The sequence below is a fragment of the Lysinibacillus sp. UGB7 genome (assembly GCF_049058285.1).
Lineage (GTDB): Bacteria > Bacillota > Bacilli > Bacillales_A > Planococcaceae > Lysinibacillus > Lysinibacillus sphaericus_B.
In genome coordinates this window covers 77387-92854 of sequence record NZ_JBMGUV010000003.1, presented here as the reverse complement: position 1 = coordinate 92854, position 15468 = coordinate 77387, and the positions used below count along the sequence as shown (strand labels likewise).

Here is a 15468-nt window from a genome sequence, read left to right as displayed (position 1 = left end):
TCTTATACCGTTTCAGATTCTTTTGAGTGTACACGCTTCATGAAATCATTTACGTCAGCAGGCACTTTTCTATCTAATAAGGACACGATAATAACAGATAGGAAACCAACAGGTACTGTCACGATACCAGGAATTTTAAATTGTAAAAAACTTGGTAGCGTTCCTGGAAGGAAAATCATCCACATCGACACAGCAAGTCCGATTATTAAGCCTGCTATTGCTCCTTTTTCTGTCATACCTCTCCACCAAATCCCTAAAATAAAAATTGGTGTAAATGTACTCGCAGCAACTGTAAACGCTAAAGCGACTAAATGACCAATCGATGCATCTTTCACGAGTAAACCAAGCGCACCGTAAAGAACACCTAAAATCACGATGGCCACTTTTCCTGCAATAACTCGTTGTTTTTGAGTAATATCCTTTTTCATGAAAGTGGCATATAAATCATGTGCCAATGCACCAGAACTTGTGATAAATAACCCCGATAAATTCGAGAAAATGGCTGCGAACGCCCCTGCTATAACAAGGCCAAGTAACCAATCTCCTCCGAGTGCAAGCCCAGTCGTTGGAATAACCATATTGTTCCCGCCAAGCACTAAATCACGCATTACCTCTTCACTTGCAGTACCAGAAATGAAAATTGCACGACCAACAACACCTAAGTATACGGCTAGTAAGAAGAATGCACTTGCAATACCAATTGCCATTAATGCTGATTTACGTGCCGCCTTCGCACTAGGGTTTGTATAAAAGCGCAATAAAATATGTGGAAGACCAATAGTACCTAACGCTAATCCAATAGTCATACTAATTGTTTGCCAGAAGGTCGGGAAATAAAAGCCTGTCCCAGTCCATGCCGCACCGTCAAAATTAACATCACTTCCATCTAAGGCATATGGTGACGTACCTGTAATAGGACCACTGAAAGAATGAATAGCTGCTAAAATTTTATCGTAATGTAAACCTCCGTACATTGCAGCGATCAACATGACTATAAATGCACCTAGACGAATCCAAAGCTCCAATGCTTGGTTAATAGTTGTTCCTTTCATACCGCCTATCCCTACATAGAAAATCATAACAACACATGTAAAAATGATACCGAATTCATAGGAAGTACCAAAGAACATACTTAGAATTTGAGCTGCGCCTAAAAGCTGAGGTGCTGCATAGAATCCTGAAATAGCTAATACGACTAAAACTGCCGCTAGCCGTGCTCTTCGGCTATGAAAACGGTAAGCTAAAAAGTCTGCTACTGTAAATGCACCAAAACGTCTTAATGGTCCTGCAACAAATATAGCTAAAAGCGTTAAACCAATTGAGAAACAAAATGCATAATATGCACCATCATAGCCTAGTTGAAAAGTTAAACCAGCGATCCCGAGGAATGTAGCTGCACTTAAATAATCTCCTCCAATTGCTGAGCCATTCGTAAACCACCCGAAGCTTCGTCCCCCAACGAAGAAATCAGACGCAGTTGTATTTCTTTTTGTTAAATACGTAATGTAGACAATTGTCCCCATTAGCGCAATTGTTAACAGCATTTTCGGTTCTAGTAAGGCTTCAATCATTCAACATACCCCCTTTTAGTCAAACTATTTATTTGTCGTTTCGTACTTCTTTAAGCGTTTTTCATACAATGTCGTATGCACATAGGCAATTACGAAGGCCATTGCCATCATAACGACCGTTGTTACAAACCAAGTGACTGTCATACCGCCCCATATTTTCTTAAAAGCGAATTCAGGAACAAACCAGTTCATAACCGGAATACTAAAAATAAAAATAAAATACAACACGGTTAAACCAAAACCCGTTTTAAACTCATCTTTCATAATTTTATTTGTTGTTGGATCTAATGGTGGTAAATCTTTTACATCGATCGTTCCTGCTTCAACATAATCGTAATCATGACTCCCTGCCATCTTACTAACCCCCTCTTTGTTTACGCAAATAATTATCTGAAATTTCAAATTATTATTTACTACAACTATTCTATTCTATTTAGAAAATAATATAGTTACAAAATATTGCTGTATTAGTACAAAAAAGTACTATATTAAGTTAAAATATTTCTATTATTCCTTTTTCATTTTTTGCAATTAGAAGGGAGCTATTGATCATTTTAAACGTTGTGTGGTACGTTGAGAATTTAGTTGAAAAACAGCACATGATCGGTTGGTTAGAGGAATTTTTGCCGAATACGTTTGTTGTTTGTGAAGAACCAGCTACTAACGAAGTGGCAATTTTCGTCTATGAAATTAACCGCTTATTTGATTGGGTAAAGGTCAATCGTTTAAGGAGAAACTATCCTAATAGTATTATTGTCCCAATTGTTGCAGTACACTTAACCTATTCCACTGGCATCGCAATTGAATTAAATTTACAAGCACTTCTCATAAAACCATTGCAGAAGCAAAAATTTTTACGGACCGTAAAAAAACTTTATACATCCTCTAAAGAGAAGCATGCACATACACTTACGATGCTTGAACTATCACAGCAAATTTCGCTAGACCATACGTCTCCTTTTAGAGAAGCATTTTTGAGACGTCTTATTCGTGGTGAAATCGATAATGAACAAGAGATTATACATGCTGCTGCATTTTTATCAACCGACTGTATACCAAACCTTGTCTTTTTAATTCAAGGATATATTGATGTTAATGACCACGGCCAAGTAACTGTTGATGCAAGTTCGGTGATTTCTAATGTGTTTCGGCAATATTTTGCTGATAAGGCTCCTCTGTCTTTTTTAAATTTTGAACGTTACTTATTACTATTAATGCGTATTCCCAATGACTATACTTCTTTTAAACATTGGGCTGAAGGCGTGCATTGTTTGCATGAGGTTATCGAGGTTTTGAAAAAAGACTATAGTATTCATCTTTTTATGGGGGTCGGTGGGGTATTTCGGCAATCGCTACAAGTCAAGGAGTCCTATAGTCAAGCAAGAAAGGCTCGAAGAAAACCACCCGTTGATAATATTCATATCCGTTTTTATGAGGATTTAACGAAGCATGAACAGCTTCAAAAAGCCATCCAATATATAGAGGAGCATTATGATGAACAGATTGTCATAAGTGATGTTGCTAAATACATTAACTTTAGTTCCACCCATTTTAGCAGATTGTTTAAAAAAGAAACGGGCCGCAATTTCGTAGATTACGTAGCTTTTACACGTATTATTAAAACACTCCCCTTTTTACGAAAATACGATTATACCGTTGAAAAGATTTCCGCAAGCTCTGGTTTTAATACGCCTAATTATTACAGCCTTACTTTTAAAAAATACGTTGGACTTTCACCAACCGACTACCGCAATACAAAGGAAATTTTATTTAAATAAAAAATGAGCAGCCGATTTTAACATCGCGCTGCTCATTTCTAAATTCATCCAAGTGAATAATTCTAACTCTTTAAGATCGAATGCATCTCATCTCTTTAAGGATGGTCGTATTTACTTTAGCTTTTTATACGTAATACTTTTCCACTACTTCTGCACAGCGTGCGCAAACCGTTGGATGCGCTTCGTTCGTACCTACTGTTTGCGAAATTGACCAACAACGCTCACATTTCTCACCTGTTGCTTTTTCAACAACGATGGATGCATGCTCAAGAGCTAATGCTTCAGCAGGCGCTGCTTCAAATGGTGCTACTTCAAAGTCAGATACGATTGATAGTTGTGCAAAATCAATATTTGCATCTTTCAATAATGTTAAAACATGTTCTTTTGCATAAACTGTTACTTTTGCTTCTAGAGATTTACCGATTGTTTTGGCATTTCGTGCTTCCTCTAATGCTTTTAGAATATCATCACGTACATCGATAATTGATACCCATTTCATGCGCAAGCTTTCGAAGTTTTCTTTCTCATCAACCTCTGGTAAATCTGTTAATTGAACAGATACTTCATCTACTAAGCCTTGCTCGTGTAAGTAAGACCAAACCTCATCTGTTGTATGTGGAATAATTGGTGTCATTACTTTTACTAATGTCATTAATGTGTCGTAAATGACTGATTGCATTGCACGACGATCTTTATTGTCATGCCCTTCAATGTACACAACATCTTTTGCGATGTCTAAGTAGAATGAAGATAATTCAACAGCGACAAAGTTATTGATTGTATGGTAGACAGCTGCAAAATCATAGCGATCATAAGCAGCACGCACAGTTTTTAAGACGTCTTGCAAGCGCATGTATACATATTGGTCCATTTCACGTAAATCAGCATATGCTACGCGGTCAGTCTCTGGTTTGAAATCGGCAATATTTCCGTGTAAGAAACGGAATGTATTACGAATTTTGCGGTATACTTCAGAAACTTGCTTTAACATATCCATTGAAATACGTACATCGGCCGTGTAATCAACAGATGCTACCCATAAACGTAAAATATCTGCACCATATTGATCCATTACCTTTTGCGGAATAATGACATTGCCGAGTGACTTACTCATTTTACGCCCTTCACCATCAAGCACGAAACCATGCGTTAGTAAACCTTTATAAGGTGCGTAGCCATTAATTGCTACTGATGTAATTAATGATGAGTTAAACCAACCACGGTGTTGGTCTGAACCTTCTAAATACAAATCAGCAGGATATTTCATTCCACGTTCAACTAGCACACTTTGGTGAGAAGAACCTGAGTCAAACCATACGTCCATAATATCGTTTTCTTTTGTGAACTCACCGTTCGGGCTTCCTGGATGTGTAAAGCCTTCTGGTAGTAATTCTTTTGCCGACTTTTGGAACCAAATATTTGAGCCATGCTCACGGAACAATGCTGAAATACGTGAAATTGTTTCTGGTGTAATAATTGGTTCACCATTTTCTGCATAAAAAATTGGAATTGGCACACCCCATGCACGTTGACGAGAAATAACCCAGTCCCCACGGTCACGAATCATGTTATAAAGACGTGTTTCGCCCCAAGTTGGTGTAAATGTTGTTGATTTAACAGCTGCCAGTAACTCATCGCGGAAAGCATCAATTGACGCAAACCATTGTGGTGTCGCACGGTAAATAACTGGTTTTTTTGTACGCCAATCGTGCGGATAAGAGTGCGTAAAGAAGTCTAATTTTTCTAATGCGCCGACTTCTGCTAATCGCTCTGTCACCATTTTATTCGCATCATTATAGAAGACACCTTCAAAGCCTGGAGCTTCTTCTGTATAACATCCACGATTATCAACAGGACTAAGGATTGGTAAGCCATATAATTTACCAATATTATAGTCGTCTTCCCCGTGTCCAGTAGCTGTATGAACACAACCAGTACCAGCTTCAGCTGTTACATGCTCACCAACCATGACAAGTGACTCGCGATCATAGAATGGATGTTGTGCGACAAGGCGGTCTAGCGCTTCTCCTTTTACTTCCTGTAGAACTTCATAAGTTGCCCACTCAAGCTCTTTTGCGATTGTTTCCAATAATTCTTTGGCAATGATGAATTTTTTATCTGCTACTGCTACAACTACATAGATAAATTCTGGGTTTAAAGAAATTCCTAAGTTCGCTGGAATTGTCCAAGGTGTCGTTGTCCAGATGATAAATTTCGCATCTGTTGGTACAACACCTTTTGCATCTTTAATGGCAAAGCTTACATAAATAGATGCTGATTTTACATCTTTATATTCGATTTCTGCTTCTGCTAGTGCTGATTCAGAAGAGGGTGACCAATATACTGGCTTTAAGCCTTTGTAAATATAGCCTTTTTCCGCCATCTTACCGAATACTTCAATTTGACGAGCTTCAAAAGTTGGCTTTAATGTGATATAAGGATTTTCCCAGTCACCACGAACACCTAAACGACGGAATTGTGCACGTTGGTTGTCGATTTGTTCATAAGCATATTCTTCACATAATTTACGGAAATCTGCAACCGACATTTCTTTACGCTTTACACCTTTGTTTGTTAACGCTTGCTCGATAGGTAAACCATGTGTATCCCAACCAGGAATGTAGTTAACATGGTAGCCAGTCATAGAACGATGGCGTGTAATCATATCCTTTAGCACTTTATTTAAAGCATGGCCGATATGAATATCACCGTTTGCATAAGGAGGGCCATCATGCAACACATACTCTGGGCGATCTTTCGTACGCTCCATTTGCAGTTTATTGATGTCCATTTCATTCCATTTGTCTTGCATCTTCGGTTCATTGGCCGGCAAGTTTCCGCGCATTGGGAAATTCGTTTTCGGCATTAATAAGGTTTCTTTATACTCAACCATTTGTAATTCCTCCTCTTTTTTTGCAAACAAACAAAAAAGCCCCTCAATCCCTAAAAAGGGACGAGAAGCTTGACTCGCGGTACCACCCTAGTTGCAGTACATAAAAGTACTACCTCTTGAAAGCACGTTAACGTCGTGCGCTCCGAAATAACTTACTAAACGTTCAGTTATTCAGCTCAGGAGTGATGTTCTTTGTTATTTGAATGTTTGGGCTCCCACTATCCCCAAATCGCTTCACTACGCCTAACAAATACTGTCTCCATCTTCGCCTGTATGCATATCTGTTCTAAATAATTACTATTACCATAGTATATGAAAATCCATCATTAACGTCAAGTTAAACAAATAGTAAGTAGATGTTGGTCAACTCTACAGACCGTTATAAACACTCATTGAGGTCGATTTCTTAAACTTCGTCTGATTCCTGCGCTTCTTCAACAGATGATTGAATTTCCGTTAAATCTATATCATATTGTAACAAATGATCCCAATCATCAGCATTTAGTAAATCAAGCTGGGCTTCTACAAGCATTTTAAAACGATTTCTGAAAACCTTTGATTGTTTTTTCAACTCATCAATTTCAATCGTGACTTTACGTGCTTTTGTTAAAGCCTCATTAATAATGCGATCGGCATTTTTCTCTGCCTCTTTCACAATTAGCTTTGCTTCTTTTTGTGAATTTCTTCGCACTTCATCAGCGGCCTCTTGAGCCACAACAATTGATTTTTGTAATGTTTCTTCTAATGAGCTGAAATATCTCGCTTGTTCTACAGCCATTTCTAGCTGCTTGTCGACTTCCTTTTTTTCACGCAATAAAATCTCATAATCTTTAATAATCTGATCCAAAAATTCATTTACTTCATCTTCTGCATAACCTCTAAAAGATTTTGTAAACTCCTTATTATGTATATCAATAGGTGATAATGGCATACAATCCTTCTCTCCTTTACATGTACATTCGTTCTTCCTATTATACAATTGTTCCAACAACTTAGCAGTAAAAATTAATGAAATTTACTTGATTTTTAGCTTTTTTGGGCCAATCGACCGATTTGCAAGCGAATTTTATCTTTTTTTGTACGACCTTCTGTCATAACAATTTTCACACGACCGCTTCCTCTTACGGACAAAATATCGCCTTCTTGTAATTCGAAAGCAACAGCCTCTCGCTCAGTCCAATTTACCCTTACTTTCTTACCAGTAATAAGTGCTTGTGCCCTTTGGCGCGAAACCTTTAACACACTTGCAATAATAACATCTAGACGCATTGAAGAAACCGTATGGGATTCTTCCACCCATTCATCGTCATTTTCAATGAGGGACTCGGTCTCTTTAATCGATTCCACATGCACTTTGACTTTGCCAATGCCAGTTAAATGGAGTCGGACATAATCTGCAACCTCATCAGCGACAACAAATTGAAGCTGTTGCTCATTGACGCGAATATCACCAAATTTAGCGCGATCTAAACCTAAAGACAATAATGCACCTAAAACATCTGGATGACGTAATTGTATAAACTTAGCAGGATAATGTATGGTAAACACGCTTAGTTGGAAATCCTCCAATTGCGGTTCGAAATACGATGGAAAGATTAGCATACGCTGACGTTCAGCCTCATGAAAAAGGCCCGCACTCATCGTTTTTAGGGCTGCTTCATCCTGCCCAATAATGGATGTCACAATGAATCGTTGCCTTGGATCTAAAAAATCAGTCAGTTTTGGAGCATAACGATCCTCTACCTCACGTTGCCAACTCACTACCTGTTCGATAAAAGGCTGCTCGTCCTTCCTAAAATGTTGAATTAAATGCTCCATATACCCACCTCTTCTAACTTTCTTCCATAGATGCCATACCTAGTATTTCCCTATTAAACAAAAAATCCTCACCAACTGTGAGGATTTCCAGCTAAAACATTAAGTATATTTTTTGAATCACAATCAAAAGACCTTTTAGAATATAATTTAACAGAAAAATTGCCACCATTGGAGAAATATCAATCATGCCAATTGGAGGAATTATCCTTCTAAAAATCCCTAAATACGGCTCACAAACTTTTTCAAGCATCCGACCAATTGCTGAGTTTTGTGCAGCGGGTACCCAAGACATTAAAATATAAGCAATTAGCATAAAAGAATACACATAGAATGCTAATGGTAAATAATACATTATCATACTTAAAATCATATAAACTACAATCCTCGCTTTTAATTATCGTCTAAAATAAAATTTGAAATTTCGCCAGATACTTCTACATTATCTGGTGTACATAGGAATATATCTTTACCGATGCGTTGTATATCACCGCCAAGTGCATAAACCGTGCCACTTAAAAAATCGATAATTCGTACACCCTGCTCACGATCTATACGTTGTAGATTGACAATTGTAGCACGTTTGTTTTTTAAGTTTTCCGCAATATCCTGGGCCTCTGCATAAACTCTCGGTTCTACTAATACCACTTTTGCTCCTTTAGAATTCATAGCTGCCTGTAAACTGACAATATTATTAGCAGATGCGCTTTGTGGTACAATTTCATGAATCGGTGCCTTACGTTCTTTTATGACCTTTTTAGATTTGGCTGCATGAATCGGCTGTTGTTGCACGGGTTGTTGCTGTTGAATAGGAGCTTGCGTGATTTCTTCTTCTAATTCTTCTTCAAGATAAAAGAAGTTTTTGATTTTATTTTTCATGCTCATCCTGTTCCCCTCTTTCATTTCCAACAAGAGCCGTTCCGACTCGAACGAATGTAGCTCCTTCCTCTACCGCTATTTCAAAGTCATTAGACATGCCCATTGATAACTCGGTACAAGGTGCGTGTGCGAATCCTCGCTCGGCTATTTGCTGTTGACATTGTTTTAATTGCTTAAAAACAGAGCGAATCATTGTTTCGTCCTCTGTATTTGGTGCCATTGTCATCAAACCAACAACTTGAATTTTCGTAAAGTCTTGTAAAGATTCGATAAAAGTTATAGTCTCTTCGGCTGTTAAACCATGCTTAGATTCTTCACCTGATACATTAACTTGTACAAAGCATTTTACAGGCTTGTTTGCTCTTTTTTCAATTTCTTCAGCTAAGCTCAATCGATCCAATGAATGTAAGTAATCAATATCATTAATGATTTGTTTCACTTTACGTGTTTGAAGTGAACCAATATAATGCCAATGTACATCAGCTTGAATCGCTTCAATTTTAAGTTTTAAACCTTCAGGGCGATTTTCTCCTACATGCATTAGCCCCGCTTCAATCGCTTCTTGCGTTCTTACTACAGAAACCTCTTTAGTCACCGCTATAATTTGAACATTATCGTGTTCACGATTTGCACTTTTTTGTGCTGCTTGTATTTGTTCAGTAATTTTGTATAAATTTGTTAAGATTTTCGTCACTTTTTTCCCAACTTTGCAACATTAGTTTCTTTTATTGTAACAAGCAACGCTTTATTTATCAATAAATAGCCTGACCTATTAGTAAAGTACATTTGTGCTGTTCGTACGCAACTGAGGTAAAAATAGTCGCAGATTGGCTATTTATATGAACTAGCAGCACAAACATTCGTTTTATGATAGTGCCTTCACAAGGATGACATCCTTTCCCACAACAAGCACATCTTTCATATAAACTTTTCTAACTGAATCTTCTCCCCTAAAAAACCCAAGATACTTACGAGGCTCTGCTATCATAAAAGCAGTTACATAGCCTGTTTCCTTTGAAACCTCTGCATCTACAACAAACCCTAAAAAACGTCCATTACCTGCTTCTATAACTTCTTTTTGCTGTAAATTTGAGAAACGCATCTGTACCCCTCCTAAATCAATTGAACCATCAATAATTGTACCCGTTGCTATCACTTTGACTGTCGCTCAGTAAGCGTTTTTCTAACTAAATGAAGATAAAATGCGCACCGAAATCTCGGGTGCGCATTGTCTACTTACTTATAATCTTTCTGCATCGTTTCTATTGCATTTTTTTCTAGACGTGAAATTTGCGCTTGAGAAATCCCCAGTTCCTTTGCAATTTCAGTTTGTGTCTCACCAAAATAAAAACGCTTTGCTACAATCATTTGCTGACGTTCATCTAACTTTTGCAAGCTTTCTTTCACCGACACGTAGGCAACCCATTGATCTTCCGATACATCATCATCACGTAATTGGTCCATCATATAAACAGCGTCTCCACCGTCTGAATAAATGGGCTCTTGTAATGAAACTGGGTCTTGAATGGCATCTAAAGCAAATAAAACATCTTCCTTTTTCATGTCAATCATTTCAGCAATTTCTTCAATCGTTGGTTCTCGCAAATTATCGGTTATCCATTGCTCTTTTGCCTGCATCGCCTTGTACGCAATATCTCTTAGTGAGCGAGAAACACGTAGTGCATGATGATCACGCAGATGGCGACGAATTTCTCCAATGATCATTGGTACAGCATATGTTGAAAATCGTACATTATGCTTTAAATCAAAATGATCAATGGCTTTCATGAGGCCAATACAGCCTACCTGAAATAAATCATCTGCCTGTTCACCCCTATAGGCAAATCGCCCGACAATACTGAGCACTAACCTTAAATTGCACATTACAAGCTCTTCACGAATCTCTGTTTCTCCTGCTTGTAAACGGATGAAGAGTTCCTTCATTTCCTCGTGCTTTAAAATTGGCAAAGTCGATGTATCTAAGCCGCAAAGATCTACTTTTGTTCGCATATTCGATTCCTCCGGATGTTATTCTCTGACTAAACCGTTACATCAGTTTGTCCGACAGAATCAAGAATATGCAGAAAAATTTCGACCAATTTTAGGTAGGATAAATTTCCCTAACTATGATATTGGCTGATTCAAATTTTCCCGTAAATCTTGAATAATTTTCTTCTCTAGACGGGAAATATATGATTGCGAGATACCTAAATGATCAGCTACTTCTTTTTGCGTCATTTCAATTTTTCCGTTTAAGCCAAAACGACATTCCATAATATATCTTTCACGCGCACCTAGTAAATTTATGGCATGGAACATATGTTGTCGCTCGATTTTCTTTTCCACATTATCTAAAATTATATGTTCCTCTGTTCCTAAAATATCTGACAAAAGTAATTCATTTCCATCTGCATCTGAATTTAATGGCTCATCTAGTGAAACCTCACCCTTCATGCGACTTGTCTTACGTAAATGCATCAAGATTTCATTTTCAATACAACGTGATGCGTACGTTGCAAGCTTAATATTTTTATCGGTATTGAACGTTTCAATCGCCTTAATCAAACCAATTGATCCAATACTTATTAAATCCTCAATTGGTGTACCCGTATTATCAAAACGTCTAGCAATATATACTACAAGACGTAAATTACGTTCAATAAGTGTGTCTCTTGCTCGTAAATCTCCGTTCATAAAGGATGCAATGACTGTGACTTCTTCTTCTCGACTTAGTGGCACTGGCAATGAATCATTTCCCCCTATATAGTACGTTTCACGACTCCGAAACTTACCCCATAATTTTTTCAAGCTAGCAAGTAGCCTAAGAAGCAATAGTTCTCCCCCTCTATGAGTTATTTGAAAGCGCTGAAAAATGTAAAATTGCTGCTGTGCTATGTGGAAAATTTTTAGCTTTTTTCGTTAAAACGATATATTCATTTGCTTTCACTTGTGACGGTTCTCCTTTTATAAGCCACTCATCAAAGCGAAAACCTAATACAACTGCTTGTTGTTGCACTGTATTTACATGAATAAATCGAATTAGTCGTTGATAATCTGCTGAAAACATTGATACATCGTACGGATCAGTTTCTTGCCATTCAGATAATCCTTTTCGTATCGCTACTGGTAAATGTGGTCGTAAAGCGGTATAAGAAACAAAATGGACAGGTTTTCCTGATAAAGGCTCGATGCATTGATTTCCTGTATCAACAAATGCCGACAGTGGTATCATTACATCGAAAATCCTTAATGTTGTATCAAAAACAAACTGACCACTTATACGCTCCAACTTCACAAACCCCCATTGTTTATAAAAAACAGCGAGATAGCCAATTGCTAACAATAAACAAATGACAATCAAATGAATGACAGATAGATTCTTTAAATACGGTTGTAACGCAGTTAAAAGTCCGCCAATAACAATTGTTGCTACCAATACAATTGGTCCTTGCTTCTGAAAACTTCGAATCTTGAATTGAAATGCAATACCAATTAGTACGATAAAACTTAGCAATATTGTCATCAGCATTTGACCACCGATTACAGCTATCAAACTACTACAAATAGAACTCACTAATAATCTCGTATTCTTTACATGAACCCGTGTTACTTTTGCCGTAAACGTGAGTATCGCTAGATTATAAAGCGTATTAATGAGCACCAGCCATTCTCCATACATAACAGCCGCCTCCTACTTACAAAGTTAGCACGCCACAGTCACAAATATTGTCAAACAATCGCATCAATTCGTTAAAATGTTTTGACAAAATACATGCTTTCCTTACACATTTGAACATAATAAAGAAAATCATTTTCTTTCAAGTCCGGAACCACAAAGTTCAAATCATCCATAACATCTGTCAAAAGAAGTAAGCGAAAGCGTAGAACCGATGGTACAAAACCAGCCCTATAAATATAAAAAGCTCGTATTTTACCGAAGTAAAATACGAGCTTTCAAGAAGATAAATACTTGTCTTTTATCCACGATTTTTACGATTACGTAAAAATGCAGGTACTTCAAGCATATCATCCTGTGCATAATTCTGCTGGTTTTGACGTGGTTGTTCTTGCTGAACATGAACCTCTTGACGTTGCTCACGAATTGGCGCTTGTTGTTGAGGAGCAGCTTGTCTATTGGCATTTAATGTTGGACGTGCAACCCCACGATGTTGTTGTAAAGCTTCTTCAGAGAAACCAGTCGCTATGACTGTTACGATAATTTCATCTTTTAAATTCTCGTTAATAACAGAACCGAAAATCATATTTACTTCTTCGTCAGACGCGGAAGCTACGATATCGGCTGCTTCTTGTACTTCAAATAAGCTAAGGTTTGAGCCGCCAGTAATATTCATAAGAACACCTTTAGCGCCGTCAATTGATGATTCAAGTAAAGGACTTGAAATCGCTTTTTTCGCTGCTTCTGCAGCACGGTTTTCACCTGTTGCTATACCGATTCCCATTAATGCAGAACCTTTATTAGACATTATTGTTTTTACGTCTGCAAAGTCTAAGTTAATAAGACCCGGGGTTGCGATTAAATCTGATATACCTTGTACACCTTGACGTAAAACATTATCCGCTTCGCGGAAGGCTTCTAACATTGGCGTAGATTTATCGACAATTTGTAATAGCTTGTCGTTTGGAATCACGATTAATGTATCTACCGCTTCCTTCATGCCGCCAATACCACCGATTGCTTGTGTTTGACGTTTGCGACCTTCAAATGTGAAAGGTCTTGTTACTACACCGACTGTGAGTGCTCCTAGATCACGCGCAATTTGTGCGATCACTGGCGCAGCACCAGTACCTGTGCCACCACCCATTCCAGCCGTTACGAATACCATATCCGCACCGCGTAGAACTTCTTCTAACTGTTCACGGCTTTCTTCAGCAGCCTTTTTCCCTACCTCGGGATTTGCACCAGCCCCTAAACCACGTGTAAGCTTTGTACCAATTTGTAACTTTATTTCAGCCTTCGATAAATTCAAAGCCTGTGCATCTGTATTTACTGCGATAAAGTCAACACCCTGTACACCATGTTCTATCATTCGGTTGACAGCGTTGTTACCGCCGCCACCGACACCAATGACCTTTATAACTGCAAGTTGATCAACACTTGTATCAAATTCTAACATACTTTTTTTCCTCCCACGGTAACTCGACTCTGTATCATTCATTACGCATTCAAGTTAATCAAAAAATTTATCAAATAATTTTTTTGCTCTCCCGATTACGCTTCCCTTAGACTCTGATGGTGCAGCATATTCTTGCTTCTTAGGTGTCGCTGATTGAGATCCTACAACCGCATATTCAATAGGTTGCGTATTCGTACTTTTTCCGTAAAAATCATCTTCTAAATAGGCGTAACGAATTAGTCCAACTGCCGTCGTAAATGAAGGCTCTCTAACGCCAATATAATCAGGTATATATATTCTAACACGCGTTTGCAGTATCTGGCGCGCCAGTTGCGCAATACCATCAAGCTTTGCAACACCACCAGTTAAAACAACACCACCTGGTAAATCTCGAACGCCTAGACGTGCTAACTCATCAATCACTAACTCAAATAACTCTTCTAAACGAGCACCAATAATTTCTGAAATAAAGCGCTGGCTATACTGATCTCTTGAATCTGTACCCACAATCGGCACCTCAAAGAGTTCATCATCTGATGCATCGTCGTAAAAGGCATGTCCAAATTGATGTTTGATTTGTTCTGCTTGCTCTGTCGGTGTTTTTAAGACAATTGAAATGTCTTTTGTAATGTGATCACCACCAATTGGTATCACACCCGTATGAGTTAACAAACCTTCTTCAAATACTGCTATAGTTGTTGAACCGCCTCCCAATTCTATGAAGGCAGTACCTTGATTTTTTTCATCTTCCGTTAAAGCAAAATAACCGGCTGCCAATGGTTGCAGATAAATCTCTCTAATACTTAAGCCTGCTCTCTCCACACAACGAAGTACATTGTGTAAAAGTGTTTTAGAGGTTGTAATCATCGTTGCATCCATTTCGAGACGAATTCCAATCATACCGCGTGGATCTTTGATTTCGTCTAAATTATCCACAATAAATTGTTTTGGAATGATGTTTACTAATTCACGCTCAGGAGGTATTGACATGACTTGTGCAGATTCTACCACTCTGTCTAAATCATCATCTGTAATTTCTCTATTTTCACTATTTACAGCGACAACACCTTTAACTAGCTGTAACATCGTCTGGTTTGCTGGAACGCCTAAAACGACTTCATCGATTTGATAACCGGTCATTCGTTCTGCTTGTTCCACTGCCTTTCGAATAGATTGAACTGTTGCATCAATATCAACAATCGCGCCTTTTCGAACGCCATTCGATTTTACATTTCCGACCCCAATTACGTGTAATTGTCCGTCGCTCATTTCACCTATTAATACTTTGATAGAGGATGACCCAATATCAAGTGATATATATAATTCTTGTTGGTTCAATTCGCTGCACCTCCTTGAAAAATGCTCTTAATTTCATTCTATTGTAAATCTAGCATAAT

At 38.0% G+C, this 15468-nt stretch carries 15 protein-coding genes and 1 other annotated feature; of the genes, 1 reads left to right on the top strand and 14 read right to left on the bottom strand.

Features of this window, described 5'->3' with window-relative positions; translation table 11 throughout:
* Positions 1-2: 2 nt before the first annotated feature.
* Positions 3-1571, bottom strand: coding sequence for a cation acetate symporter (locus tag ACOMCU_RS04330; RefSeq protein WP_421049528.1), 1569 nt, complete (start codon positions 1569-1571; stop codon positions 3-5).
* Between the two features lie 24 nt (positions 1572-1595).
* Positions 1596-1925 carry a hypothetical protein gene (locus tag ACOMCU_RS04325; protein WP_010858351.1) on the bottom strand — a complete coding sequence of 110 codons (330 nt, stop codon included), beginning with the start codon at positions 1923-1925 and terminating at the stop codon, positions 1596-1598.
* Between the two features lie 191 nt (positions 1926-2116).
* Between ACOMCU_RS04325 and ACOMCU_RS04320 the strand changes: the two genes are divergently transcribed.
* Entirely contained in the window at positions 2117-3349 is a 1233-nt protein-coding gene (locus ACOMCU_RS04320; RefSeq protein WP_421049527.1) for a helix-turn-helix domain-containing protein, read from the top strand.
* Positions 3350-3473: 124 nt separating this feature from the next.
* Here ACOMCU_RS04320 and ileS read toward each other — a convergent pair whose 3' ends face one another.
* The 12 genes from ileS to ftsA all read right to left on the bottom strand — a co-directional run bounded on the left by ileS (position 3474) and on the right by ftsA (position 15409).
* Complete coding sequence (gene ileS / locus ACOMCU_RS04315; RefSeq protein ID WP_421049526.1) at positions 3474-6242, bottom strand: isoleucine--tRNA ligase; 2769 nt, start codon at positions 6240-6242, stop codon at positions 3474-3476.
* A 53-nt stretch (positions 6243-6295) separates the two neighbouring features.
* Positions 6296-6517: a binding site (T-box leader), on the bottom strand.
* A 131-nt stretch (positions 6518-6648) separates the two neighbouring features.
* On the bottom strand, positions 6649-7173 hold the full coding sequence (locus tag ACOMCU_RS04310; RefSeq protein ID WP_010858348.1) for a DivIVA domain-containing protein: 525 nt from the start codon (positions 7171-7173) through the stop codon (positions 6649-6651).
* Between the two features lie 95 nt (positions 7174-7268).
* Entirely contained in the window at positions 7269-8060 is a 792-nt protein-coding gene (locus ACOMCU_RS04305) for an RNA-binding protein (protein ID WP_010858347.1), read from the bottom strand.
* Between the two features lie 91 nt (positions 8061-8151).
* Positions 8152-8430 (bottom strand): YggT family protein, encoded by a 279-nt coding sequence (locus tag ACOMCU_RS04300; RefSeq protein ID WP_421049525.1) that lies wholly within the window; start codon positions 8428-8430, stop codon positions 8152-8154.
* A 20-nt stretch (positions 8431-8450) separates the two neighbouring features.
* Entirely contained in the window at positions 8451-8942 is a 492-nt protein-coding gene (locus ACOMCU_RS04295) for a cell division protein SepF (RefSeq protein WP_219364863.1), read from the bottom strand.
* Positions 8926-9630 carry a YggS family pyridoxal phosphate-dependent enzyme gene (locus ACOMCU_RS04290; RefSeq protein ID WP_421049524.1) on the bottom strand — a complete coding sequence of 235 codons (705 nt, stop codon included), beginning with the start codon at positions 9628-9630 and terminating at the stop codon, positions 8926-8928. Before ACOMCU_RS04290 ends, ACOMCU_RS04295 begins: the two co-directional genes overlap by 17 nt.
* 171 nt (positions 9631-9801) lie before the next feature.
* Positions 9802-10038: a PRC-barrel domain-containing protein gene (locus tag ACOMCU_RS04285; protein ID WP_010858343.1), complete on the bottom strand. Its 237-nt coding sequence runs from the start codon at positions 10036-10038 to the stop codon at positions 9802-9804.
* 134 nt (positions 10039-10172) lie between these two features.
* Positions 10173-10946 carry an RNA polymerase sporulation sigma factor SigG gene (gene sigG / locus ACOMCU_RS04280; protein ID WP_010858342.1) on the bottom strand — a complete coding sequence of 258 codons (774 nt, stop codon included), beginning with the start codon at positions 10944-10946 and terminating at the stop codon, positions 10173-10175.
* Positions 10947-11060: 114 nt separating this feature from the next.
* Entirely contained in the window at positions 11061-11768 is a 708-nt protein-coding gene (gene sigE, locus ACOMCU_RS04275; RefSeq protein ID WP_024362133.1) for an RNA polymerase sporulation sigma factor SigE, read from the bottom strand.
* Positions 11769-11781: 13 nt separating this feature from the next.
* On the bottom strand, positions 11782-12615 hold the full coding sequence (locus ACOMCU_RS04270; protein ID WP_010858340.1) for a sigma-E processing peptidase SpoIIGA: 834 nt from the start codon (positions 12613-12615) through the stop codon (positions 11782-11784).
* A gap of 298 nt (positions 12616-12913) precedes the next feature.
* The gene (gene ftsZ / locus ACOMCU_RS04265) at positions 12914-14071 is read right to left on the bottom strand and encodes a cell division protein FtsZ (RefSeq protein WP_010858339.1); all 1158 of its coding nucleotides are present in this window, start codon (positions 14069-14071) and stop codon (positions 12914-12916) included.
* Between the two features lie 54 nt (positions 14072-14125).
* On the bottom strand, positions 14126-15409 hold the full coding sequence (gene ftsA / locus ACOMCU_RS04260) for a cell division protein FtsA (protein WP_010858338.1): 1284 nt from the start codon (positions 15407-15409) through the stop codon (positions 14126-14128).
* Positions 15410-15468 lie beyond the last annotated feature (59 nt).